We start from the raw sequence: 24,533 nt of genomic DNA on the forward strand, positions 1-24,533 counted from the left end.
TGAGCCCCCATGGCTGAGCGGCTCAAGAGATCCGGTTTGATCGGTGAACTGTCGGCCGAATTCGCCGGAACGATGATCCTCATCCTGTTCGGCTGCGGGGTGGTGGCTCAGGTGGTGGCGGGCGGGGCCCTCACGGACCCGGCCGGCGGCCTCGGCGACCACGACAGCATCGCCTGGGCGTGGGGCTTCGGTGTCACGCTGGGCGTCTACGTGGCGGCGCGGCTGAGCGGCGCCCACCTCAACCCCGCGGTGACCCTCGGCCTCGCCGCGTTCAGGGGATTCCCCTGGCGCAAGGTGGTCCCCTACGCGCTCGCCCAGACGGCGGGCGCCTTCGTGGCCGCTCTTCTGGTGCGCTGGAACTACACCGAGGCGCTCGCGAAGGCCGACCCCGGCCACACCATCCTGACGCAGTCCGTGTTCTCCACGCTCCCCGCCAACGGGAACACCGCGCTCCCGGTCCACGAGTGGGGCGCCTTCCGCGACCAGATCATCGGCACCGCCATCCTGCTGATGCTGATCATGGCCCTCACGGACATGATGAACACACCCCCGGGCGCGAACCTGGGCGCCTTCATCATCGGACTGATCGTGGTCGCGATCGGCATGGCCTTCGGCACCAACGCGGGCTACGCCATCAACCCGGCCCGCGACTTCGGCCCCCGGCTGGCCAGCTTCCTCACCGGATACGGCGGAGCATGGCGAGATCAGTACGGAAATCTCTACTTCTGGGTCCCGATCCTCGGCCCGCTGATCGGCGGCGTGCTCGGAGCGGGTCTGTACAAGGCGTTCGTCGGCCGGTATCTGCCCACGGCAGAGCCCGAGCCCCCGGGACGCGTCCCGCCGTCAGAGGACTGACACCGGCCGAAGAGGAGGCAACACCATGGCGGACTTCATCGGTGCGGTGGACCAGGGGACCACCAGCACCCGATTCATGATCTTCGACCACGGCGGCAACGAGGTGGCGAAGCACCAGCTCGAACACGAACAGATCCTGCCCCGCTCCGGATGGGTGGAGCACGACCCGGTGGAGATCTGGGAGCGCACCAACTCGGTGATGCAGAACGCCCTGCGCTACAGCGGTCTGTCGGGCAGCGACCTTCAGGCCATCGGCATCACCAACCAGCGGGAGACCACGGTGGTCTGGGACCCGCGCAACGGGCGTCCCTACTACAACGCCATCGTGTGGCAGGACACCCGTACGGACGCCATCGCGGCCGGCCTCGAACGTTCCGGCCGGGGCGATGTCATCCGCCGCAAGGCGGGACTGCCCCCGGCGACCTACTTCTCGGCCGGCAAGATCCAGTGGATCCTCGAGAACGTCGACGGCGTCCGCGAGGCGGCGCAAGCGGGCCACGCCCTGTTCGGCAACACGGACGCCTGGATCCTGTGGAACCTGACCGGTGGTCCCCAGGGCGGCATCCACGCCACCGACGTGACCAACGCCAGCCGCACCATGCTGATGGACCTGGAGACGCTCGACTGGGACGACGAGCTGCTGAGCTTCTTCGGCATCCCGCGGTCCATGCTGCCGACCATCAACCCGTCCTCGCACCGGGAGGCGTACGGCACGGCACGGACCTCCCGGCCGCTGCGCGCCGCCGTTCCCGTCTGCGGGGTGCTCGGCGACCAGCACGCGGCCACCGTCGGACAGGTCTGCTTCGCGCCCGGCGAGGCCAAGAACACCTACGGCACCGGCAACTTCCTGGTCCTCAACACGGGCACGGAGCTGGTCCGCTCCCAGCACGGCCTCCTGACCACCGTGGCCTACCAGTTCGGCGACAGCCCGGTGGTCTACGCGCTGGAGGGCTCCATCGCGGTGACGGGGTCCGCCGTGCAGTGGCTGCGCGACCAGATGAAGATCATCAAGACCGCGGCCGACAGCGAGGAACTCGCCCGCACCGTCCAGGACAACGGCGGCGTGTACTTCGTCCCCGCCTTCTCCGGCCTGTTCGCCCCCTACTGGCGCTCCGACGCCCGGGGAGCAATCGTCGGTCTCGCCCGGTACAACGACAACGCGCACCTGGCGCGGGCGACCCTGGAGTCCATCTGCTACCAGAGCCGCGATGTCGTCGAGGCCATGGAGCAGGACTCCTCGGTCCATCTGGACGTGCTCAGGGTGGACGGCGGTGTGACCGCCAACGACCTGTGCATGCAGATCCAGGCCGATGTCCTCGGTGTCCCGGTCAGCCGCCCGGTCGTCACGGAGACCACCGCCCTCGGCGCGGCCTACGCGGCGGGCCTGGCCACCGGCTTCTGGCGGGACACCGACGAGCTGCGCACCCACTGGCAGGAGTCCAAGCGCTGGGAGCCGCAGTGGTCCGAGGAGCGGCGCGAGCAGGGCTACGCCGGATGGAAGATGGCGGTGGAGCGCACCCTCGACTGGGCCAAGGTCCCCGAGGAGTGAGGCCCGGAGTGCGCCACCGGCCGACGGTCCCGGTGGCGCACTCCCGCAGCCGGCCGGCTCCCCTCCGCGCCGGTGGGGCCGAACGGCCCGGGGCCGGGACCGAGGGGCCCCTGGTGTCCCGCAGCGACCGGCGGGATCCTCGTAGAGACAACCCCATCGTGCACCGAGGGGAACGACGAGGGGTGGTCTCGCGACCGGGCAGGCGGCGTTCTCGCACCGTCTCCGCGCAGTCCCCCGTACACCCCTTCCGCTCCCCTCGGGACACCGATCCGGCCGCGGCGCCGGGCGGCCTCCGTGCCGTCCGTCTGCGGTGAGAGAACGAAAGGAGCCGGAGTGATGACCTCTTCCACCACTCTGACCGCGGCCCTCCCCGGCGAACACCGCGAACGGCTGATGCGGATCGCCCGTGAGGTCTCCATCGCGGAAGGCACCCGTCTCTTCGAGGAAGGCCGGCGCGCGGACCGGTTCTGGATCGTGCGGACCGGGACGGTCAGCCTCGACGTGCGCGTCCCCGGCCGCCGGTCAGCCGTCATCGAGACCCTGGGCCACGGCGAACTGGTCGGCTGGTCCTGGCACTTCCCGCCCTACCTGTGGCAACTGGGCGCCGAGGCCACGACCCCGGTACGGGCCTGGGAGTTCGACGCCGACGTCATGCGGGAGATGTGCGACCGCGACCCCGAGTTCGGCCGGGCGATCGCCGTCTGGGTCGGCCGGGTGGTCGCCCACCGCCTGCACGCCGCCCGGGTCCGCCTGCTCGACCTCTACGCCCCGTACGGCAGCGGCAGCCTGCTCTGACGGGGCGGCCGCCGCCACGGGTGAGCGGCCGGGGAAGCACTGCGACGAGGGGTGAGCCGACCGCGGTTCACCCCTCGTCCGGCACGGGCGCCCACCGGGCCCGAACAGGCAGGGCCGAACGGCCCTAGCACACGGCAGGCCGACGAAGCTGCAATGGCCTCACCCACCCTGCGACCGCGCGGCCGCCCCGAAGCCCCGGGCCACGGGCAGCCGAGCGGAGACAAGACCATGAGTGATGATCCCGCACAAAGGCATGCCATGACCCCCCATCCCGTTCCCGCGGCCACGGTGCGTCCCCGCCGCAGCATCGCGCTCGGCAGCGAGGAGGCCCTCGCGCTGCTGGGCAGCGTCTCCCTGGGACGGATCGTCTTCACCCGGCAGGCACTGCCGACGATCCGCCCGGTCAACCATGTCCTGGACGGCGGCGACATCATCATCCGCACCCATGAGGGCGGGGCCCTGACCTCCCGTACGCAGCGGGTCGGTGATCCCGGTGTCGTGGTCGCCTACGAGGCCGACACGATCGACCCGGACACGCATCTCGGATGGAGCGTCGTGGTGACCGGCTACGCCCGACCGGTCACCGACCCGGAGGAGCTGAGCCGCTATCAGGCCGTCCTGCGCCCCTGGATCGAGCGGACGATGGACTACGCGATCCGCATAGTCCCCGATCTGATCACCGGCATCCGGCTCACCGAGGCCCAGCAGCCCCCCGCGAGGCTGTGAACCCCGGCGCGGCACACCGCCCGGGGCCGGGGCGCGCCCTCCCCGGCGTCGACAGGGCCGGGGGAGACGTCCGGGAGGGACCTTGAGCCCCGGCACGACGCGCTCCAATGGGGACCAACGGCCCTGTTCACCGGTCCGTTGGTCCCCGGTGCGCCGTCGGCGGCGAAACCCGCCCGAGGCGCGGACCACCGGCTGGTACACAAAGAGGCGCCGCCGCATCCCGTGCCGCGGTCCCTCTCCTCCGTTCTCTTCCGGGAGGCTCCATGCTGTCCGCAGAGTCGGCGTCCGTCGTCCGGGCCACACTGCCCGCCGTGACGGAAGCGCTCGACGAGATCGCCTCGCGCTTCTACGGCACGATGCTCCACGACCGGCCGGAACTGCTCGACGGGCTGTTCAACCGGGGCAGCCAGGCCAACGGTGCCCAGCGAAGGGCACTGGCCGGCTCGATCGCCGCGTTCGCCACCGCCCTGCTCGACAACCCGGACACGCGTCCGGACGCCCTGCTGGAGCACATCGCTCACAAGCACGTCTCCGTCGGGGTCACCGACGACCAGTACACGATCGTGCACAAGTACCTGTTCGCCGCGATAGCCGATGTCCTGGGCGACGCGGTCACCCCCGCGGTGGCGGCCGCCTGGGACGAGGTGTACTGGCTGATGGCGGGCGCCCTGATCGGCCAGGAGGCGCGGCTCTACCACGAGGCGGGTTCGCGGCCCGGCCGGATCTGGCGGCAGTGGAAGGTCGTCGGGCGCCGCTCCGAGACGCACGACGTGGTGTCCTTCGTGATCCGCCCGGCCGACGGCGAACCGGCGCCGCGCGCACGGGCGGGGCAGTACGTGAGCGTGCGGATGCTGATGGCCGACGGCGTGCACCAGGTCCGCCAGTACAGCCTGTCCTCGGCCCCCGGTGGAGAGCTGCGCCGGATCACCGTGAAACGGGGCGCGGGCGCGGGCGAAGCGCCGGGCGGCGAGGTCTCCAACCTGCTGTACGACGACGTGTGCCGGGGTGACGAGCTGACCGTGTCGGCGCCGGCCGGCGACTTCGTCCTCGACGGTGCCGACGACGACGCGCCGGTCGTGCTGGTCTCGGAGGGCATCGGCTGCGCTCCCCTGACCGGGATGCTGGCCCACCTCGCGGCCCTGGAGTCCTTGCGCCCGGTGCTGGTCCTGCACGCCGACCGGTACCCCGCCGACCACGCCCTGCGCGCCGAGACGCGGGAGCTGGTCGAGCGGCTGCCGGACGCCCGAGCCGTGTTCTGGTACGAGCGCCTGGCCCCGCGGGAGCCGGAGGTCCGCAGCGGTCCGATGGACCTCTCCGGCGTCGAACTGCCCGAAGGCGCCGTCGTGTTCCTGTGCGGGTCGCTGCCGTTCATGCGGGATGTGCGGGCGCGGTTGCTCGCCGCAGGCGTTCCGGCACGGCGCATCCGGTACGAGGTCTTCGGCCCCGACCCGTGGCTCGCGGACACCGAGGGCTGACGGCGGGCGCCGCCCTTTCACCCCGGCCCCTCAGCCGCTCATGATGCCGACGGGTGAGGTGTCGCGCGCGGTGTGCGGCCGCCCTCCGGGCCGTATCCGAACCGGATCAGCAGTTGGGAGTGGTGGCTCCGCCGGGTGCCGCTCATCGCCGCCCGCAGGTCGGGCCACTCCATCGCCTGGTGCAGCATCGAGGTGCGCACCCCGTGCGTGGTCGCGGTGAGCAGCACGCGCTGGAGGGCCTGCCCGGCGCGCAGCCAGTCCTCCCGCGTGTCGCGCGGGGTCCACAACAGGCCCACCTGGACGTGGCGTTCGAACCGTGTGCCGCGCCGGCCGAGCGCGGGCAGCGGGGCGATGAAGTCCCGCATCGGCACGTGACCGGAGCTGTCGCGGGGCCCCAGGGCGGTCGCGGGGATCCCGTAGGGGACGTCGGCTCCCGGTGTGGTGACCCAGGCGCGGCTCTCGGCGGTGCGCTTGGGGCTGGCGGTGTTGCGGGACTCGGCGGCCTCGGTCAGGCACAGCAGCCGGCGGGTCGCGATGATGTCGGGGACGTCCAGGCCCGCGCCCTCGGCCCGCGCGGCGCCGATCATGTCCGCCACGACGAGGTCGGGGACCGTGCGGCCCGTGAAGGGCATCCGGCTGGTGTGGCGGCGCTCGACGGCTTCGTACAGGTCGCCCAGCCGGCTCTCCTCGCCGTACGGCGGTCGCTCGGACAGTCGTACGGTGGCCAGCAGACCGGGGTCGCCCCCCGGCGGGAGCAGCTCGACGACCGGGGTCCAGCCCAGATGGACGGCGGCCACGCGGAGGTTGAGGACGGCGGCGCCCACCGACAGGTACTGCGCGCGCCGTTCGGGGTCGGCGACCGCCAGCCACCGCGCGTTGTCGGCGCGTACCTGGACGGACCGGCTGTCCGTCTCCAGGCCGAACCGCCAGGGCTGGGTGTTGTGCACGGAGGGCGCCGCCACCGCCGCGGCGAGCAGGGTCTGGACCGCTGCGGCGTTGACTTCCCGGGTCTGCATGGCGGCTCCTTCGCTGGGGCTCTGTCCGTCGCCCCAACCCTGCGTCGCCGTGCCGTCCGGGGGGAGGGTTGAACGGCCCTTCGGCCGCGGGCCGGGTGGCCCCAGGTCCCGGGCCCGACGGCCGTGCCCGTGACCAGGGCGGTTCCGCCGCCGGGCCGGTGCGCGCGTGCGGCGGACCGGCGTGGTCGCGAAGGTCCGTCGGGTCGAGGTGCTGCAACGGGTGTACGCCGGTGTCCGCGGCGGCGGATCGCACGGGCGGTGTCTCACCGCCGCGTCCTTCCGGGGGCCGGGTCGTCGCGACGGGCGCCCCGGTGAAGTGATCGCGTCCGGCCGCGGTGGACGGCCGGACGCGTGACCGGACCGGGCGTACGCCCCGACGCGTCCCGGTCACCGCGGCCGGGGACGGGGGATGTGGTGGCCGGCGGCCACGGGTCGCGTCGGGCCGGTGGGCGTCGCCGGTTCGATCACCGTCAGCATGCTCCCCGGGCGGCGTCCGGGGCCCCGCCGACCGGCCCCGTTCACAGGGCCGTTGGTCCCTGTGCGGGCCGCGGGAACGGGGCCGAACGCCCCTCGGGCGGGGCCCTGCGGACCCCGGGTGCGGGTGGCTCGCCCGCAATAGCGTTCCGGGCCATGGAGGACCGTCGTGAGGGCGAGGCGGGTGGTCCGGCACCGCGGCCGGCCGCCGGCGGCCCGCAGCGGCCACGGGCGCGCCCCGGTCGGCTTCCGCACCCTCGGCCCCGGTGACGAGGAGGGGCACGCGGGGTTGAGGACGGCGCCTCCTGACGGGGCCACCGGCGAGGCGGTGGCCCACGGCGGCTCGCCCGGCTTCCGGTGGGGGGAAGCCGGGCGGGGCCGCCGGAACCGCCCCGCCGACCTCGCCGAACGGCGCCTCACCAGGCATCGATCGGGAGTTCGAGCAGGCTCGGGGTTCCTACGGGGCGGCGCCGCGCCGTACGCCCCGCGCACGGCCGACCGGATCTCGGCGTCGTTCCGGTCCCCCTGTGGCGTCCGTGGTCCCCCGAGGCGGAGAGGATCCGAACCATGTCCGCATGGCCCCTGCCCGAGTCGTTCCCCAGCAGCTCCGGTGCGGTCCGCTGGAACCGGCTGGGCGCTGCCGGGCTGCCGGGCGGCCTCCGCTGGTCCTTCTGCACGGCACGCCGTTCTCCTCGTACGTCTGGCGTGCGGTGGCCCGCTCGCCGGCGCGTGACCATCAGGTGTTCGTCTGGGACATGCCCGGCTACGGGCTGTCGGAGAAGTACGCGGGCCAGGACGTGTCCCTGGCCGCTCAGGGCCGGGTCTTCACCGAGTTGCCGGCCCACTGGGCACTGGCGGAGCCCTTGGTGGCCGCCCACGACTTCGGCGGTGCCGTCGCGCTGCGCGCCCATCTGCTGCACGGCGCCGGTTACCGGGCCCTCGCCCTGGTCGATCCGGTCGCGCCGGCGCCCTGGGGGTCGCCGTTCTTCCGCCTGGTGCGCGAGCACGCCGAGGTCTTCGAGCGGCTGCCGCCGGCGCTCCACCGGGCTCTGGTGCACGAGTACGTCGGCTCCGCGAGCAGCGCGGGACCGCGTCCCGGGATTCTGGACCGGCTCGTCCGGCCCTGGCTCGGCGAGGCGGGGCAGCCGGCCTTCTACCGGCAGATCGCCCAGGCCGACCAGCGGTACACCGACGAGATCCAGGACCGGTACGCCGGGATCGACGTGCCGACGCTGGTCTGCTGGGGCGAGGACGACACCTGGATCCCCGTGGCGAAGGGACGCGAACTCGCCGCCCGCGTCCCCGGCGCCCGGTGGGAGCCGATCGCCCACGCGGGTCATCTCGTCCAGGAGGACGCGCCCGCCGAGCCGACGGCCGCGCTGCTCGCGTTCCTCCGGAGCCTGCCCTGACGGCCGTTCGGCGCACGGCGGGTCTGCGGGGCGGCGGCACGCCACGGGGCAGGGTGCCCGGGAACGAGCGTTTCCCGGGCACCCTGCCCCGTTCGAGGTCTCCCCCGGTCAGGCGGGGGTGATGTTCTCCGCCTGCGGGCCCTTCTGGCCCTGGGTGATGTCGAAGGTGACGGCCTGGCCTTCCTGCAGCTCGCGGTAGCCGGTGGCGTTGATGTTGGAGTAGTGCGCGAAGACGTCGGGGCCGCCGCCGTCCTGCGCGATGAAGCCGAAGCCCTTTTCAGAGTTGAACCACTTGACGGTTCCGCTGGCCATGCCTTTGCCTTTCAGCCGATATCGGATCCGCACCGCGCGAACCCGGAGGTGGTCGTCCTGGTCCTCCGGCGTTGCACAGCAAACCGCCCGCACTCTGGCGCGGGCGGTCTGGGCGAACCACGACATCTGCTGCTGACGCTACACGGCATGTCCGAGCCTCACCAGTGAGTAAGGGGGGTGAGCGGGAACGATGTTGCGGCCCGCCGCCCCTCCCGGCGTACCGCGGGCCGCGGTACGAGGGGGTTTCGGCAGGTACCCGGTCGGGGTCGGACACCGCGTCACCGCGCCCTTCGTCACCCGATCCGCGGCCGGGCGGCGACACACCACCCTGCGCCATACGGGGGAGACGGCGATGCGGCCGCACACCCCGGTTCCGTATGTGGTCTAGCTATGAAGAGTCCACACACGGAGTCGGAGATCGATATGACCGTCAGGAAAGCGCTGGCCCTGGTGATCGGCGCTGTCATGTGCGCCGGCGTGCTGGGAACCGGCTGCGCCCGGCAGCCCGCGGGCAGCTCCCAGGACTCGCAGGCGCCGGGCGGGTCCGCCGCGGCGCGGCCGGCGTCCCCCCTCCCCGCTCCCCCGCGCTCCTTCCCCCGCCCGCTTCCCGGGCTCGGACCCGCCACCCGGGCCCGGATCCCGGCGGCCTCCCGGCAGGTCCTGGTGGTCACGGGCGAGAGCGACAGCTCGTCGCAGGCGCGGGTGGTGCTCTACGAGCAGTCCCCCGCCCAGGGCTGGCGCCCGGTCGCCGGTCCCTGGCCCGCCCACAACGGCCTGCGCGGCTGGACGGAGGACCACGAGGCGGGCGACCTGCACTCGCCCGTCGGGGTCTTCCGTCTCAGTGACGCCGGAGGCCGGCTGCCCGACCCGGGCACGCTGCTCCCGTACGACGAGGACCCGGAGTTCTCGGTGTCGGGCACCGGGCACCTCGGGGAGCCGCTGGAGGGGTCGTTCGACTATGTGATCGCCATCGACTACAACCGGGTCCCCGGCAACACCCCGCTGGACAAGGAGCGCCCCGAGGGCGAGGACAAGGGCGGCGGGGTCTGGATCCACGTGGACCACGGCGGGCCGACCAACGCCTGCGTCTCCCTGAGCGAGGAGCACATGCGCACCTTGCTGACCGCCCTGGACCCGGACAAGGATCCGGTCGTCGTCATGGGCCCGGAACCGCTCCTGGAGCGGTAGCGCCCCACGGGCGTCCACCCGCCGCGGCGGACACCCGGTGCGGCACGGCGGTGACGCCGGGTCAGGTCGCCGTGAGGCCCGCCGGATACCGGGCCGCCGGTATGGACTTCGTGGCAAGGTTCCGCGTCCCGCTGCCCGGCGGACGGTCAGAAGAGCCGCTCCTGGGCGGGTGCGGGCCGTCCCCGCCGGTTGCCGCGCGGGGTGCTCCGCGCGGGTGCCGCCTCCCCGAACAGCGGGGCCGTGCCGTACTCGTCGGGCTCGGCCGGGACGGTGGCGGGCCCGGTGCCCACGTTGAGGACCAGCGGGGCGTCCCGGTCGAAATCGCCCGGCGTCATCGCCACCCACTCACGGTCCTGCCGCTCACCCACGCACCGACACCTCTCTCGCGCCGCCCGCCGCGACCACGCGACGCTACCAGCCGTGTGATCACGGCTCCTGCCAGGCTCGCTCCCGTCGTTCCCTCATCGTTCCCACGTGTCCGACAAGCAACGCATCATGATTGATTATGCGTCGAACACGGCTACTCCGAGCAGGTTCAATCACGGGTTGCATCGTTTCGGGCCCTTGACAGGGGCCGGACCAGGTCGATTTACTCCCGGTCAACGCCGACGCCCCGTGCTCGGCGGCAGAGGTACGCCCAGCCGGTAGCTGGCTTCACGCCAGGAGCCCGGACTAAGTCGCCAGGACCGCCACCGGCGTCCGAGGCGGGGACGTGCCCACCACCCCTCGGAGCTCGAATCCATGGGTCGTCATCAGCTCTACTCCCCGAAGAAGCTCGCCGTGGCCGGCGCGTGTGCCGTGGCCCTCGCCGGCGCGGCGATCATCCCCGGCGGCGGTCCGGCGGACGCCGCGGAAGTGGCACTGCCGCCCACCCACGCCGACTTCGACTACCAGATCGGCGGCGCCTACACCCCGCCGGCCGGAGTCCGGGTGGTCACCCGCGACCACACCGACTCCCCCGCGCCGGGCCTGTACAACATCTGCTACGTCAACGCCTTCCAGGCCCAGCCCGACGCCGAGGGCGACTGGGACCCCGACCTGCTGCTGCGCGACGCCAACGGCAAGGTCGTCTACGACACCGACTGGGGCGAGGCCTTCCTGGACATCCGCACCGCCGAGAAGCGGGAGCGCATCGCCGAGCGGGTCGGCACGTGGATCGACGACTGCGCCAAGAAGGGCTTCGACGCGATCGAGCCGGACAACTACGACAGCTACACCCGGTCGGGCAGGCTGCTGAGTTCGTCCGACGCCCAGGCCTTCGTCAAGCTGCTCGCGGCCCGCGCGCACGCCGACGGGCTGGCCGCCGGCCAGAAGAACACCGTCGAACTCGCCGCCCACCACGAGGAGAACGGCCTGGACTTCGCCGTCGCCGAGGAGTGCGGCGAGTGGGACGAATGCGGTGACTACACGGACGAGTTCGGCGACCACGTGATCGTCGTCGAGTACACCGCCAAGGGCCTGTCGAAGGCGTGCTCCGAGTTCGGCGACAGGCTGAGCATCGTCCGGCGCGACCTCGACGTGTCGCCGCTGGGCAGCCGCGGCTACGTCCGTGAGACCTGCTGACCCCACCCGACGGCCGGTCCTCGCTCTTTCGGAGGTACACATGGATGCGGTCCGACGTGCCGCCCGTCCCTCACGCCGCGGCGTGCTGCGGGCCGGCGGGGGCGCCGTGCTCGCGGCGGCCGCGGGCGGCGCGGTGACCGGTTGCGGGACCGGCACGGACGACGGCGTCGGGCCCGACGGCACGGTCACCATCGAGATGTGGCACGGCCAGGCCGACACCGCGAAGAAGGTCCTCCAGGGGCTCGTGACCGACTTCGAGCGCGCCCATCCGCGGATCAGGGTGAAGCTGGGCGGCGGGGTGCTGTCGGACGTGATGCTGCAGAAGGTCACGGCCGCCCTCGCCGCCGGCTCCTACCCGGACATCGCCTACATCTTCGGATCGGACCTGGCGCGGGTCGCCCGCAGCCCGCAGGTCGTCGATCTCACCGACATGGTCGACTCCGGTCCCGTCCCGTGGAAGAACTACTGGGCCGCGGCCAGGGACGCCGTGACCCTCAACGACCGGATCCGGGCCGCGCCCGCGCTGCTCGACTCGCTCGCCGTCGTCTGCAACAGGAAGCTGTTCCGCGAGGCGGGCCTGCCCCTGCCGAAGGCCGGCTGGAGCTGGCAGGACTTCGTCACCTGCGCCCGGCGGCTCACCGACGCGGGCCGGGGCCGGTTCGGCACCGGCTGGCCGGGCACGGGCGACGAGGACACCGTGTGGCGCCTGTGGCCGATGATCTGGGACCTGGGCGGCGATGTCGTCGACGGCGACGGCAAGAACATCGGCTTCACCGACAGCGGCGCCCGCGCCCTGCGGGTGGTGGCCGACCTGGCACGGGACAAGAGCGTCTACGTCGACCCCAAGCCCGGCAGCGAGCAGATGTACCAGGTGTTCCTGTCCGGCCGCATGGGCATGGTGGTCACCGGTCCGTGGCAACTGCCCGACATCGAGGACGCCGGGATCGACTACCACGTCACTCCCCTGCCCACGTTCAGCGGGCGCCCGGTGACCATCTCGGGGCCCGACACCTGGACCGTGTTCGACAACGGCGCGGCGCGCTCCCGGGCCGCCCGTACTCTCCTGGCCTGGCTGTCCCGCCCCGAGCAGGACGTGCGCTGGGACATCGAGGCCGGCAGCCTCCCGCTCAGCCGCCGCACCGAGGCGCTGCCGGCCTGGCGGGACAAGGTCGCCCGCACCGAGGGCCTGGACGTGTTCACCACGGCCCTGGAGACGGCGCGCGTGCGGCCCGTCCACCCGGCGTATCCGGAGGTCTCGCAAGCACTCGGGCAGGCGATCGTCGCCGTGCTCCTGGGGCGCGGCACTCCCGAGAAGGCGCTGCGTGCCTGCGCCGACGATGCCAACGCCGCTCTGCTCATACCGCGTTGAGGAGTCACACCGCCATGCCGCGCCTTCCCCGGCCCGTCACCGTCACGGGCCCGCCGCCGGACCCACGGGCCCTGCGCCGCAAGCGCCGGAGCGAGACCACCACCGCGTGGGCCTTCGTCTCGCCGGCGATCCTGATCGTGCTCGGTCTGAGCATCGTCCCGGTGATCTGGTCGCTGCTGCTCTCCTTCCAGGCGAACGACCTGGTGACCCCGAGCCGCTGGGTCGGCCTCGACAACTACCGCGCCCTCGCCCAGGACCCGGGCTTCCACCGGGCGGTCCGCAACACCCTGCTGTACACGGTCCTCTACGTGCCGCTGAGCATGCTGTTCGGCCTGGCCCTCGCCCTGGTCCTGAACCGGCGCATCCGTCTGGTGGGCCTCTACCGCACCCTGATCTTCGTGCCGTTCGTGCTGTCGGCGACCGCGCAGGGCGTGCTGTTCTCCTTCATCCTGGACCCGGAGTTCGGCGCGGCCAACTCGGTGCTGCACCACCTCGGCGTCTCCTCCCAGGGCTTCCTCTCCGATCCCTCCCAGGCGCTGCTGGTCCTGGTGGCGATCACTCTGTGGAGCGGCACCGGGTTCTGCGTCGTCGTCTACCTCGCCGCCCTCCAGGACGTGCCGCAGTCCTTGATCGAGGCGGCCCGTCTCGACGGCGCCGGCCGCCGGCATCTGCTGCGCCATGTCACACTGCCCACGCTCACCCCGGTCACCGTCTTCCTCGTGCTGTGGCAGGCCATCAACTCCCTTCAGGTCTTCGACCTGGTGTACGTCACCACCAAGGGCGGTCCGCTCGGCTCCACCACGGTGATCGTGTACTTCATCTGGGAGCAGGCGTTCAAGAACGCCACCGCCGGCTACGGGGCCGCTGCCGCCTATGTCCTCGCCGTCGCCCTCGCCCTCACCGCCGGGATCGTCCGCGTCGCCCGGCGCCGGGGAGGCAACCGTCCCGAAGGGGCCCGATCATGACGGCGACCACCACCCGTCCCGCTGCCGCCCACGTCCTCGCGCCGGGGCCCGGCACCGCCCAACGGCGCCGCGTACGGCTCCCGTTCAGTCCATGGCATCTGCTGCTCGCGCCGCTCGCCCTCACCTTCGCCGTGCCGCTGGTCTGGCTGCTGCTCAGCTCGGTGATGAGCAACGCGGAGATCAACCGCTTCCCGCCGGCCCTGTGGCCCTCCGGCATCGACCTCGGCGGCTACCGCTATGTGCTGGGCAACGCGATGTTCCCCCGCTGGTTCGCCAACTCGCTGATCGTGTCGGCCGTCACCGTCGCCGCGAACCTGGTGTTCGGCTCGCTCGCCGGGTACGCCTTCGCCCGGATGCGGTTCGCCGGCTCCCGGGTGCTGCTGGGGCTGATGCTGGCCACCATGGCCGTGCCGTTCCAACTGACCATGATCCCGACGTTCCTGGTGATGAAGAGGCTCGGGCTGATCGACACCCTGGGCGCGCTGATCGTGCCGTCGCTGGTCACCCCGTTCGCGGTCTTCCTGCTGCGGCAGTTCTTCCTCTCCCTGCCCAGGGAACTGGAGGAGGCCGCCTGGATCGACGGCTGCTCGCGGCTGCGGGTGCTGGTCCGCATCGTGCTTCCGCTGTCGCGTCCGGCGCTGAGCACGGTGGCCGTCCTCACCTTCCTGAGCACGTGGAACGATCTGACCTGGCCGCTGATCGCCATCAACCACGACACGCAGTACACACTGCAACTGGGTCTGACCACCTTCCAGGGGCAGCACCACACCCAGTGGGCCGCGGTGATGGCCGGCAATGTCATCACCGTGCTTCCGGTGCTGCTCGCCTTTCTCGGCGCGCAGAAGACCTTCATCCAGTCGATCACCTCCAGCGGCCTCAAGGGCTGACAGCTCTCCGCCTCGTCCTCGCCGTCACTTCAGGAAAGACCCATGCCGCACACCCTTGACCTGCTCGTCGTCGGCGACGCCAATCCCGATGTCGTCCTCGGACCGCTCGACGCCCCCCTCGCCTTCGGACAGCGCGAACAGCTCGTCGCCGACGGCGCCCTGACCCTCGGCGGCTCCGCCGCGATCATGGCGTGCGGCGCGGCCCGCCTCGGGCTGCGGGTGGCCCTCGCCGCGCGCGTCGGCGACGACGACGCGGGCCGCTATGTGCGCGACGCCCTGGCCTCCCGGGGCGTGGACACAGGTGCCCTGCGCGTCGATCCACGCCTGTCCACCCCACTCACCGTCGTACTGACCCGGGCCGACGACCGCGCCATCGTCACCGCCCCGGGCACGCTGCCGGCCACGACCGCGGCGGATGTCCCGGCCGAGCTGCTGAGCACCGCCCGGCACGTGCACGCCGCGTCGTACTTCCTGCTGCCCGAACTCGCCGCCGGGCTGCCCGGCCTGCTGCGCAGCGCACGCTCCCACGGGGCGACGACGTCCCTCGACACCAACGACGACCCCTCCGGCCGCTGGGATCCACCCGGCCTCGACGCCGTACTCGCCCACACCGACTACCTGTTGCCCAACGCGGCCGAGGCCCGCCGGCTGGCCGGACCCGGCACCACCGACCTGGGCGAGTCCGCCGCCGCGCTCGCCGGCCGCGGACCCACGGTCGTCGTCAAGAACGGGGCCGAGGGCGCCCTGTGCCACGACGGACACGCCCTGATCACCACCCCCGGCATCCCCGCGCGGCCGGTGGACACGGTGGGCGCGGGCGACAGCTTCGACGCCGGTTTCGTGGCGGCGGTCCTGGCCGGACTGCCCCTCCCGCAGGCCCTCGAACTCGCCGCCGTCTGCGGCGCGTTGTCCACCCGCGCCGCCGGCGGCACCCCCGCCCAGCCCACCTGGGACGAGGCCTTCGCCCAGGTCACCCGCAACGGAAAGAACCCCGCATGAGCACCGCCCACCCGACCGCGCCCAAGATCACCTTCATCGGGGCCGGCAGCGTCGTCTTCACCCAGGGCCTGCTCGCCGACCTCTTCGCGTTCGACGAGCTGAAGTCCGCCCACATCGCGCTGCACGACATCGACGCGGAGCGCCTGGCCACCGCGCGCGCCGCGGCCGAGTACATCGCCGCCGAACGCGGCGCGCGCCCACGCGTCACCGCGCACGCCGACCGCCGCGAGGCCCTCGTCGGCGCCGACTTCGTCATCAACATCGTGCAGGTCGGCATGGGGGAGGCGACCCGCACCGACTTCGAGGTGCCGGCCCGCCACGGTCTGCGCCAGACCATCGGCGACACCCTGGGCGTCGGCGGCATCTTCCGCGCGCTGCGCACCTTCCCGCTGCTCAAGGCGCTCGGTGAGGACATCGCCGAGGTCTGCCCGGACGCCTGGCTGCTCAACTACACCAATCCGATGGCGATGAACGTCCAGTACCTCGCCGAGGCGACCGGCCTGACCCGGGTGGTGGGCCTGTGCCACTCGGTCTACTGGACGGTCCAGGGCCTGTGCGACCTCCTCGGCGTCCCCTTCGACGAGGTCACCTACCGTGCCGCGGGCGTCAACCACCAGGCGTGGGTGCTGCGTCTGGAGCACCGGGGCAGCGATCTGCATCCCCGGCTGGACGCCCTGATCGCCGAGGACGAGCAGTTGCGCCGCCGGGTGCGCATCGACATGTACCGGCGGCTGGGCCACTACCCGACCGAGACCAGCGAGCACTCCTGCGAGTACGTCCCCTGGTATCTGCACCACGACAGCGAGATCGACCGGCTGCGGCTGCCCATCGGCGCCTATCTGGGCATCGTGGACGAGAACGTGGCCGAGTACGAGCGGACCCGCGACGCGCTGGCCTGCGGCGACCCGCTCACCGTCGAGGGCACCATGGAGTACGCCCCCCAGATCATCCACAGCATCGTGACCGGCACGCCCCGCACGGTCTACGGCAATGTGCCCAACCGCGGTCTGATCGAGAACCTCCCCGCCCGCGGCGCCGTCGAAGTGCCCTGCCTGGTCGACTCCTCGGGCATCCAGCCGACCCGGATCGGCGCGCTGCCACCGCAGTTGGCGGCCCTCAACCGCGCCTATCTGAGCACCACCGACCTGGTCGTGCGGGCGGCGACGGAGGACGACCCGCGGCACATCAGGCACGCCGCGATGGCCGACCCGGCGACGGCGGCGACCCTGCGGGTCGAGCAGATCTGGCAGCTGTGCGACGACATGGTCCGTGCCCACGGGGACCTGCTCCAGCCCGGGTTGCGGGCGGTACTCCACCTGTGAGCCGGGGCGCGTGGAGGCAGGAGCCGGAGGTGTGCACGGCACGCCTGCTGGTGCGGCCCCGCGTACGGGGGAGAACGCGGGGCCGCACCAGCAAGCTATCGGAGTAATCCGCCGCCTGCCAGCCCCGGTCGCCCCCGACCCGCCGCGGGGGCCGGGGCCGTCGGGTGCCCGAGGTACTGCCCGTTCGGGCATCTCCCACTGCCTCGGGGTCTCTGACGTGCGCGGAACGGCGGCGCTACCGTCTCCTCGTGAGCATCACGTCCCGGCGAGCGCCCGGGTGAACGAAGAAGGGCTGACCGTGGCAGAGGCGGCCCGGGACACGGACGACCGGCGGCCGGATCCACCGGAACCCCGGGACCAGTCCGAGCAGACCCAGCAGTCCGAGCAGACCGAAGAGGCCGAGCAGACGGAGCCGGCCGGCGGACGCAAGCGCAGGCGCCGCGGTCCGGGGCCGTTCACGCTGCTGCTGTTGCCGGGGCTGCTGACCGTCACCGGCGTGGCCACCTTCCTCGCGCTGACCGGCGACCTGTCGTCCCCCTGGCCCGACGACTCCGGCACGAAGCGGTCCTCGGCCGTCGACCTCGACCCCTCCTACGTCCCCTGGCTGCGCAAGGCGGCCTCGGGCTGCACCGTCCTCCAGCCGTCCGTGCTCGCCGCCCAGATCGACCAGCTGTCCGGCTGGAGCGACGACACGGACGAACTCTCCGGCCAGCAGGGCATCGCCGCCTTCACCGCCGCCGAGTGGCGGACCTGGGGCCGGGACGACGACGGCAGCGGGCGCTCCTCGCCCCGGGACCCGGCGGACGCCATCATGGCGCTCGGCCGGCGTGACTGCTCCCTGGCCGAGAAGGTGACCGAGCTGCGCACCGCGGGCAGGATCAACGGGGACCTCGTGGACCTGACCCTCGCCGCGTACGCGGCCGGAACGGACGCCGTGACGAAGGCGGGGCGCGTACCGACGCAGGCCACGACCTATCTCGCCGAGGTCGAGGCCCTGCTGCCGCGCTACGAGGCACTCGACCGCGAGGACCCCGGCGGCGCCGCGGGCGGGGCGGCCGGCGCCCTGCTGACCGCCCCGGTGAGTCCGCTCACCGTCACCTCGCCCTACGGGTCGCGCCAGCACCCGCTGACCGGTGTGACCAAGCTGCACACCGGCGTGGACTTCGCCGCGCCGCAGGGCACGCAGGTCGTCGCAGCCCGGCGGGGCCGCGTCGTGTTCGCCGCGGCGACCAGCGCGTACGGCAACCGCGTCGTGATCGACCACGGGACCGTCCAGGGCAAGCGGCTGGAGACGACCTACAGTCACCTGTCGTCCCTTGAGGCCGCCGTGGGCACGACCGTGGAGGCCGGGACCCTGATCGGACGGGTCGGCTCCACGGGCCTGTCCACCGGCCCCCACCTGCACTTCGAGGTCGTCCTCGACGGGTACTACACCGATCCCCTCCCGTGGCTCGTCACCGGCGGCTGAGGGCTCCGCGCCCCGAATGAGGTTTGATCCGGCATATCGGGTCGAGGGACACAACATGACCCAGTCGAAGCGCGAGACAGAGCGAAAGTACGAGCCGTCCTCCCGCGGCGCCGACGGGCTGCCCGACCTCAGCGGTGTCGGGCCCGTCGCGTCGGTCACTGCGGCCGGGCCCGAGGAACTCGACGCGGTGTATCACGACACCGCGGATCTGCGGCTGGCCGACGCGTCGGTCACCCTGCGGCGCAGGACCGGTGGCGCGGACGCCGGCTGGCACCTGAAGCTGCCGCTCGCCGGGGACACCCGCGAGGAGGTGCGGGCACCGCTGTCGGACGAGGTGCCGCGGGCGCTGCGCGAGCTGGCCCTGTCCCGTACGCGGGGCGCCGAGCTGCGGCCGGTCGTACGGATCCGTACCACCCGTGTCGTGCGGCACCTGCGCGACGCCAAGGGCGGGGTGCTCGCCGAGCTGAGCCTCGACGAGGTGCGCGCCGACGCGACGGCGGCCGGCGGCGGCCGTGCCCGGTGGAGCGAGCTGGAGGTCGAACTCGCCGACGGGGCGCCCGCCGGACTGCTGGACCGGGTGGAGAAGAAGCTCCGCAAGAAGGGGATCGTCCGGGCCGACAGCCCCTCCAAGGCCGCGCGGGCGCTGCGGGACACCGGCGTACCGGCCGCGCCCGTGCGAGGGCCGTCCTCCGGGGAGGTCCCGGGGTCTCCCGGCGCGTACGTGCTCGGGTATCTGCGCGAGCAGGTCGCCACCCTGGTGGCGTGGGACCCGGCGGTCCGCCGTGACCTGCCCGACGGTGTGCACCGGATGCGGGTCGCGTGCCGTCGGCTGCGCAGTTGCCTGCGCTCGTACCGGTCGGTGCTCGACCGGCGGGTCACCGATCCGGTACGCGCCGAACTCCGGTGGCTGGCGGGTGAACTGGGCGTGGCCCGTGACCAGGAGGTGCTGCGCGAGCGCCTCGGCGCCGCGCTGGACGAGCTGCCCGGCGACCTGGTGCTCGGCCCCGTGGCCGCCCGGTTGCGGGTGTGGGACGTGTCCTGCGGTGACGAGGCGCGGACCCGGGCGCTGAAGGCCCTGGCCTCCCCCCGCTACCTGCGCCTCCTCGACTCGCTCGACGCCCTGGTCCGGCAGCCGCCGCTGCGTCCCGCGGCCGCCGGGAAGCCTGCCCGGAGAATGGCCGGGGCGGTTCTCAAGGAGTACGGCCGGCTGGACCGGCGGATGGAGCACGCGCTCGGACAGCCGCCGGGCCAGTCGCGGGAGATCGCGCTGCACCAGGCGCGCAAGGCGGCCAAGAAGGTCCGCTACGCGGCCGAGGTGGCACGTCCGGTGCTGGGCAGGCCCGTCCACCGGCTGGGCGGGCGTGCCAAGGCGGTGCAGAAACTGCTGGGCGAGCACCAGGACGCCGTCGTCGCCCAGGACACCCTGCGGGCGTTGGCGGTGGCGGCGCACGGGTCCGGGGAGTCCGCGTTCACCTGGGGGCTGCTGCACGGCGGGGAACGGGCGGGGGCCGAGGCCCGGCGGAGCGAACTGCCCGCACTGTGGGACGCGGCGTCGGATCCCGCGCTGCGTGCGCCGCTGAAGCGCTGAGCCGCCGCACGGACCCCGGCGGCGCGCGCCTCGGGGTCGCCCGGTCGGCCGGTGTCAGTGCGCCGGGCCGGGGTGCGTTCCCGGGCCGTCGCCGTGCCGGTCCTGCGGTGTCGGCGAGAGGTCGGCGGGGGCCTCGTCGGCCTCCAGCAGGGCGTCGGCGGCGCCCACGATCAACGGGTCGGGGCGGCCCGCGGCCTCGTGGTCCTTGGCCGGGTAGTCGCAGCGGTCCAGCAGGCTGTGCATGGCCTCAAGGCGCCCGCGGCGCTTGTCGTTGCTCTTGACCACCGTCCAGGGCGCGTGCGCGGTGTCGGTGGCACGGAACATGTCGACCTTGGCCGCGGTGTAGTCGTCCCAGCGGTCCAGCGAGGCGAGGTCCGTCGGGGAGAGCTTCCAGCGGCGCACCGGGTCGACCCGGCGGATGGCGAAGCGGGTCCGCTGCTCGGCCCGGGACACGGAGAACCAGAACTTCACCAGCAGGATGCCGTCCTCGGTGAGCAGGCGCTCGAACAGCGGCGCCTGGTGGAGGAACTGGCGGTACTCGGGCTCGGTGCAAAAGCCCATCACGCGCTCGACGCCGGCCCGGTTGTACCAGGAGCGGTCGAAGAAGACGATCTCGCCGCGGGAGGGCAGGTGGGCCACATAGCGCTGGAAGTACCACTGCCCCGCCTCCTTCTCGGTCGGCTTGTCCAGCGCGACCACGCGGGCGCCGCGGGGGTTGAGGCGTTCGGTGAAGCGCTGGATGGTGCCGCCCTTGCCGGCCGCGTCGCGGCCCTCGCACACGACGACGATCCGCTGTCCGGTCTCCTTGACCCAGCGCTGCATCTTGAGCAGCTCGATCTGCAGGACCCGCTTCTGCCGCTCGTAGTCGGATCGGCGCACCTTGCGGTCGTAGGGGTAGTTCTCCCGCCAGGTGTCGATGGGGCTCCCCGCCGCGTTGAGCAGGACGGGCTTCTCCGGTCTGCGCTCGTCGACCCGCAGACCGTCGAGGAGGCCGCCCCCGGCCGGCCCGGCCTTCGCGTCGCCGGTCGGGGCGTCCGGGGCGTCGTGCGCCTTCGCCGCGTCCTCGCGCTCGGGTTCCACTGGAGTCTCCGTCCTTCCGCTCACGCCGCGCGCGAGCGCACCGGCAGGGTGCGTACGGGCGCGAGCGGGGCGCGGGAGGCGCGGACCCGGTAGGTCGTGCGGGCCGGGTCGGCGACGGGGTCGCCGAGCGTGATCCGGCCCGCCGCGTGCAGCGAGTCGCACTCCGCGGTCGGCAGCGCGACATAGCAGCCGCCTCTGCCGGTGGCCGAGTCCAGCGGCCGCCAGTAGCTGAATCTGCGCCGTCCGCCGCCGCGCACGGTGACGAAGACGGGCGTACGCGCGTCGGCGACGATCCGCAGGACCTCGGCCTCGACGGGGCTGAGCGGGGCACCGGGACCGGCCGACCGGTGGCCGGATGCGGGCGCGGGCGCGGGTCCGGCACCGGTGGGGACGACGGAACCGAGCTGTGCGCGGCGCCCGGTCGCACGGGAGTCGGCGGTCATCGGGAGGGCTGCGGCAGTGGGCGGCATCGGCGTGGCCTTTCCAGGTCGGTGTCTCGAGACCGCCTACCCGGTCCGGCCGGTGTTGATCTCGCTTGACCTCATTCTCCAGCACGGCACCGACATTTGCCGAGCCGACCGGCCGTACACATGTCCACCAGCACCGAACACCTGCCGGGACGGGGCCGGTGGCCACCGGCCCGGACGGTCCGGCGGCCCTCTCTTGTCCAAACTCTTGCCCCCGCGATGCCTCACCACTTAAATCACACCTTGAACTAAGCCGCCACGCGGAGCTGTTCGCCCTGTGCGCGCGTGTCCGGCACCGGCACCGGCCCGGCAGGTCCCGGTGCTCACCCCTGTCCACACCCGCAGAAAGCCCACCGCATGAGACTCAGATCCTTGGGTGTCGCGCTCGTCGCCACGGCGGCGCTCGTCACCCTGCCCCCTCAGACGACGGCCACCCCGGCCGACGCTCCCCTCTCCCAGGCCCGGAGCGCTACGCCCGACGCCGCCTGCGACAGCGACAACGCCGCGCGCGGCAGGCCCGCCACCACCTCCTCCGTCGAGAACGCCGGCACACCCGCCGCCGCGGCCTTCGACGGCGACCCCGGCACCCGCTGGTCCAGCCAGGCCTCCGACCCGCAGTGGCTGCGGGTGGACCTCGGGGCCGTGCGGGACCTGTGCGAGGTGGACCTCAGCTGGGAGGCCGCGTACGCCGAGGAGTTCCGGATCGAGGCATCCTCGGACGGAGAGAACTGGCAGACGCTGAGGAGCGTCACGGGCGGCACCGGCGGCAACACCTCCTACGAGGTGAGCGGTTCGGGCCGCTATGTCCGCGTCCTCGGCACGGCCCGCGCGACGGCCTACGGCTACTCGCTGTGGGAGGTCGCCGTCCACACCGGCACGAGCGGCACTCCCCCGGTCGAGGGCGGCGGTGACCTGGGGCCGAACGTCGTCGTCGTGGACCCCTCGACGCCGGGCCTCCAGCAGAAGTTCGACCAGGTCTTCGCGCAGCAGGAGTCGAACCAGTTCGGCAGCGGGCGCCACCAGTTCCTCCTGAAGCCGGGCACCTACAACGGGATCAACGCCCAACTCGGCTTCTACACCTCGATCTCCGGGCTCGGACTGAACCCGGACGACACGCAGATCAACGGTGACATCACCGTGGACGCGGGCTGGTTCAACGGCAACGCGACCCAGAACTTCTGGCGTTCGGCCGAGAATCTCGCGATCAGACCCGTCAACGGCACCGACCGCTGGGCCGTGGCGCAGGCGGCGCCGTTCCGCCGGATCCACGTCCAGGGCGGTCTCAACCTCGCGCCCGACGGCTACGGCTGGGCCTCCGGCGGCTACATCGCCGACTCGAAGATAGACGGCACCGTCGGCCCCTACTCCCAGCAGCAGTGGTACACCCGGGACAGCTCGGTCGGCGGCTGGACCAACGGCGTCTGGAACATGACGTTCACCGGCGTCGAGGGCGCGCCCGCGACCGACTTCGCGACCGGCTCGTACACCACGCTCGACACCACGCCGGTCTCCCGCGAGAAGCCCTTCCTCTACCTGGACGGCGACGAGTACAAGGTGCGCGTGCCCGCCAAGCGCACCAACGCCCGCGGTGTCTCCTGGCCCGCGAACGCCGGTGGCACCTCTCTGCCGCTCAGCCGGTTCTACGTCGTCAAGCCCGGTGCGACGGCCGCCACCATCAACGCCGCGCTGGCCCAGGGGCTCAACCTGCTGTTCACGCCGGGGGTTTACCACATCGACCGGACCATCGAGGTCGACCGTGCCGACACCGTCGTGCTGGGGCTCGGCCTGGCCACGATCATCCCGGACGGCGGGGTCGACGCCATGCACGTGGCCGATGTCGACGGCGTACGGCTCGCGGGCTTCCTGATCGACGCCGGTCCGGTGAACTCCGACACGCTGCTGCGGATCGGGACGCCCGGCGCCGGCGCCGACCACTCCGCCAACCCCACCACGATGCAGGACGTGTTCGTCCGCGTCGGCGGCGCGGGCCCCGGAAAGGCCACCGACTCCGTCGTGATCGAGAGCGACGACGTGGTCGTCGACCACACCTGGATCTGGCGGGCCGACCACGGCGAAGGCGTCGGCTGGGAGACCAACCGCGCCGACTACGGTCTGCGGGTCAACGGCGACGACGTGCTCGCCACGGGTCTGTTCGTCGAGCACTTCAACAAGTACGACGTGTACTGGAGCGGGGAGCGCGGCCGGACGATCTTCTATCAGAACGAGAAGGCCTACGACGCCCCGAACGAGGCCGCCATCACCCATGACGGCATCGTCGGCTACGCGGCCTACCGGGTCGCCGACTCGGTGAACGAGCACGAGGCGGTGGCGCTGGGAAGCTACTGCAACTTCACGTCCGACCCGACCATCGTCCAGCACCACGGGTTCCAGGTGCCGGTCAAGCCGGGCGTCAGGATGCGCCATCTCCAGGTGATCTCGCTCGGCGGCATGGGGCAGTACCGCCATGTCGTCAACGACACCGGCGCACCCACGTCGGGGACGGACACCGTGCCGTCCAAGGTCGTCCAGTTCCCGTGAGCGGCGGGTAGCCACGGGCCCGCACGTCCGGGGCCGGCCGTCCCCGGACGTGCGGGCCGGTGGCGGGGTACGCCGGCTCGGGCCGTCCTCGATGCCGAAGGAACCGGAGCCGGGGTCCGGTGCGGTCCCGGTCGACCGGCATACGGCAGGATGGGGTCATGAGCGTAGTCAAGATCAACGTACTGACCGTGCCGGCCGAGCAGCGCGAGACGCTGGAGCAGCGCTTCGCCTCGCGCGCGCACGCCGTGGAGAACTCCGACGGGTTCGAGTGGTTCGAGCTGCTGCGACCGGTCGAGGGCACCGACACCTACCTCGTGTACACGCGGTGGCGCGACGAGGAGTCCTTCCAGGCGTGGCTGGAGGGCCCCAGCAAGGCGGCCCACCAGGGCACGGAGGGCGGGGAGCGTCCCAAGCCCGCGGCCAGCGGCTCCACCCTGTGGTCCTTCGAGGTGGTGCAGCAGGCCGCTCCCAAGGAGGCCTGAGCCTCG

At 72.7% G+C, this 24,533-nt stretch carries 21 protein-coding genes and 1 pseudogene; 17 read left to right on the plus strand and 5 right to left on the minus strand.

Annotated elements, in window-relative coordinates; all coding sequences use genetic code 11:
• Nucleotides 1–9: 9 nt before the first annotated feature.
• The 5 genes from AC4IHM_RS00895 (at nucleotide 10) to AC4IHM_RS00915 (ending at nucleotide 5,400) form a co-directional block, all read left to right on the plus strand.
• Nucleotides 10–855 (plus strand): MIP/aquaporin family protein, encoded by an 846-nt coding sequence (locus AC4IHM_RS00895; RefSeq protein ID WP_490865154.1) that lies wholly within the window; start codon nucleotides 10–12, stop codon nucleotides 853–855.
• Between the two features lie 25 nt (nucleotides 856–880).
• Entirely contained in the window at nucleotides 881–2,404 is a 1,524-nt protein-coding gene (gene glpK, locus AC4IHM_RS00900) for a glycerol kinase GlpK (RefSeq protein WP_490865155.1), read from the plus strand.
• Between the two features lie 336 nt (nucleotides 2,405–2,740).
• On the plus strand, nucleotides 2,741–3,199 hold the full coding sequence (locus tag AC4IHM_RS00905) for a Crp/Fnr family transcriptional regulator (RefSeq protein ID WP_490865156.1): 459 nt from the start codon (nucleotides 2,741–2,743) through the stop codon (nucleotides 3,197–3,199).
• 258 nt (nucleotides 3,200–3,457) lie between these two features.
• A complete protein-coding gene (locus AC4IHM_RS00910; protein ID WP_490865157.1) occupies nucleotides 3,458–3,925 on the plus strand; it encodes a pyridoxamine 5'-phosphate oxidase family protein in 468 nt (155 codons plus the stop codon).
• A gap of 263 nt (nucleotides 3,926–4,188) precedes the next feature.
• On the plus strand, nucleotides 4,189–5,400 hold the full coding sequence (locus AC4IHM_RS00915; RefSeq protein ID WP_490865158.1) for a globin domain-containing protein: 1,212 nt from the start codon (nucleotides 4,189–4,191) through the stop codon (nucleotides 5,398–5,400).
• 38 nt (nucleotides 5,401–5,438) lie between these two features.
• On the opposite strand, the gene AC4IHM_RS00920 is transcribed toward AC4IHM_RS00915, so the two are convergent.
• Nucleotides 5,439–6,416, minus strand: coding sequence for an Acg family FMN-binding oxidoreductase (locus tag AC4IHM_RS00920; protein ID WP_490865159.1), 978 nt, complete (start codon nucleotides 6,414–6,416; stop codon nucleotides 5,439–5,441).
• A gap of 1,041 nt (nucleotides 6,417–7,457) precedes the next feature.
• On the opposite strand from AC4IHM_RS00920, the pseudogene AC4IHM_RS00925 reads away from it, so the two are divergent.
• Nucleotides 7,458–8,299 (plus strand): annotated as a pseudogene (locus tag AC4IHM_RS00925) (alpha/beta fold hydrolase).
• 108 nt (nucleotides 8,300–8,407) lie between these two features.
• Here the strand turns inward: AC4IHM_RS00925 and AC4IHM_RS00930 are convergent.
• Nucleotides 8,408–8,611, minus strand: a complete 204-nt coding sequence (locus tag AC4IHM_RS00930; RefSeq protein WP_019330262.1) for a cold-shock protein — start codon at nucleotides 8,609–8,611, stop codon at nucleotides 8,408–8,410.
• Nucleotides 8,612–9,034: 423 nt separating this feature from the next.
• Between AC4IHM_RS00930 and AC4IHM_RS00935 the strand changes: the two genes are divergently transcribed.
• Nucleotides 9,035–9,799 (plus strand): hypothetical protein, encoded by a 765-nt coding sequence (locus AC4IHM_RS00935; RefSeq protein ID WP_490865160.1) that lies wholly within the window; start codon nucleotides 9,035–9,037, stop codon nucleotides 9,797–9,799.
• Between the two features lie 146 nt (nucleotides 9,800–9,945).
• Here the strand turns inward: AC4IHM_RS00935 and AC4IHM_RS00940 are convergent, their stop codons facing one another.
• Nucleotides 9,946–10,167 (minus strand): hypothetical protein, encoded by a 222-nt coding sequence (locus AC4IHM_RS00940; protein WP_490865161.1) that lies wholly within the window; start codon nucleotides 10,165–10,167, stop codon nucleotides 9,946–9,948.
• Between the two features lie 373 nt (nucleotides 10,168–10,540).
• On the opposite strand from AC4IHM_RS00940, the gene AC4IHM_RS00945 reads away from it, so the two are divergent.
• The 8 genes from AC4IHM_RS00945 (at nucleotide 10,541) to AC4IHM_RS00980 (ending at nucleotide 19,960) form a co-directional block, all read left to right on the plus strand.
• Nucleotides 10,541–11,362 (plus strand): endo alpha-1,4 polygalactosaminidase, encoded by an 822-nt coding sequence (locus AC4IHM_RS00945; RefSeq protein ID WP_490865162.1) that lies wholly within the window; start codon nucleotides 10,541–10,543, stop codon nucleotides 11,360–11,362.
• A gap of 40 nt (nucleotides 11,363–11,402) precedes the next feature.
• On the plus strand, nucleotides 11,403–12,731 hold the full coding sequence (locus AC4IHM_RS00950; protein ID WP_490865163.1) for an ABC transporter substrate-binding protein: 1,329 nt from the start codon (nucleotides 11,403–11,405) through the stop codon (nucleotides 12,729–12,731).
• 14 nt (nucleotides 12,732–12,745) lie between these two features.
• Nucleotides 12,746–13,696, plus strand: a complete 951-nt coding sequence (locus tag AC4IHM_RS00955; RefSeq protein WP_490865164.1) for a carbohydrate ABC transporter permease — start codon at nucleotides 12,746–12,748, stop codon at nucleotides 13,694–13,696.
• Nucleotides 13,693–14,583 carry a carbohydrate ABC transporter permease gene (locus AC4IHM_RS00960; RefSeq protein WP_490865165.1) on the plus strand — a complete coding sequence of 297 codons (891 nt, stop codon included), beginning with the start codon at nucleotides 13,693–13,695 and terminating at the stop codon, nucleotides 14,581–14,583. The genes AC4IHM_RS00955 and AC4IHM_RS00960 overlap by 4 nt, the downstream gene beginning before the upstream one ends.
• A 42-nt stretch (nucleotides 14,584–14,625) precedes the next feature.
• Entirely contained in the window at nucleotides 14,626–15,582 is a 957-nt protein-coding gene (locus AC4IHM_RS00965) for a carbohydrate kinase family protein (protein WP_490865166.1), read from the plus strand.
• The gene (locus AC4IHM_RS00970) at nucleotides 15,579–16,904 is read left to right on the plus strand and encodes an alpha-glucosidase/alpha-galactosidase (protein ID WP_490865167.1); all 1,326 of its coding nucleotides are present in this window, start codon (nucleotides 15,579–15,581) and stop codon (nucleotides 16,902–16,904) included. The genes AC4IHM_RS00965 and AC4IHM_RS00970 overlap by 4 nt, the downstream gene beginning before the upstream one ends.
• A gap of 298 nt (nucleotides 16,905–17,202) precedes the next feature.
• Nucleotides 17,203–18,372 (plus strand): M23 family metallopeptidase, encoded by a 1,170-nt coding sequence (locus AC4IHM_RS00975; protein ID WP_490865168.1) that lies wholly within the window; start codon nucleotides 17,203–17,205, stop codon nucleotides 18,370–18,372.
• A gap of 55 nt (nucleotides 18,373–18,427) precedes the next feature.
• Nucleotides 18,428–19,960, plus strand: a complete 1,533-nt coding sequence (locus AC4IHM_RS00980; protein ID WP_490865169.1) for a CYTH and CHAD domain-containing protein — start codon at nucleotides 18,428–18,430, stop codon at nucleotides 19,958–19,960.
• Between the two features lie 54 nt (nucleotides 19,961–20,014).
• Here AC4IHM_RS00980 and ppk2 read toward each other — a convergent pair whose 3' ends face one another.
• Both ppk2 and AC4IHM_RS00990 read right to left on the minus strand, forming a co-directional pair.
• Nucleotides 20,015–21,040: a polyphosphate kinase 2 gene (gene ppk2 / locus AC4IHM_RS00985; RefSeq protein WP_490865170.1), complete on the minus strand. Its 1,026-nt coding sequence runs from the start codon at nucleotides 21,038–21,040 to the stop codon at nucleotides 20,015–20,017.
• A gap of 20 nt (nucleotides 21,041–21,060) precedes the next feature.
• On the minus strand, nucleotides 21,061–21,510 hold the full coding sequence (locus tag AC4IHM_RS00990) for a hypothetical protein (protein WP_490865171.1): 450 nt from the start codon (nucleotides 21,508–21,510) through the stop codon (nucleotides 21,061–21,063).
• Nucleotides 21,511–21,864: 354 nt separating this feature from the next.
• Between AC4IHM_RS00990 and AC4IHM_RS00995 the strand changes: the two genes are divergently transcribed.
• Together AC4IHM_RS00995 and AC4IHM_RS01000 are read left to right on the plus strand one after the other, a co-directional pair.
• Nucleotides 21,865–24,045 (plus strand): pectate lyase-like domain-containing protein, encoded by a 2,181-nt coding sequence (locus tag AC4IHM_RS00995; protein WP_490865172.1) that lies wholly within the window; start codon nucleotides 21,865–21,867, stop codon nucleotides 24,043–24,045.
• A gap of 158 nt (nucleotides 24,046–24,203) precedes the next feature.
• Complete coding sequence (locus AC4IHM_RS01000) at nucleotides 24,204–24,527, plus strand: antibiotic biosynthesis monooxygenase family protein (protein ID WP_490865173.1); 324 nt, start codon at nucleotides 24,204–24,206, stop codon at nucleotides 24,525–24,527.
• Nucleotides 24,528–24,533: the final 6 nt, after the last annotated feature.

Source organism: Streptomyces sp. SL06, assembly GCF_058244745.1.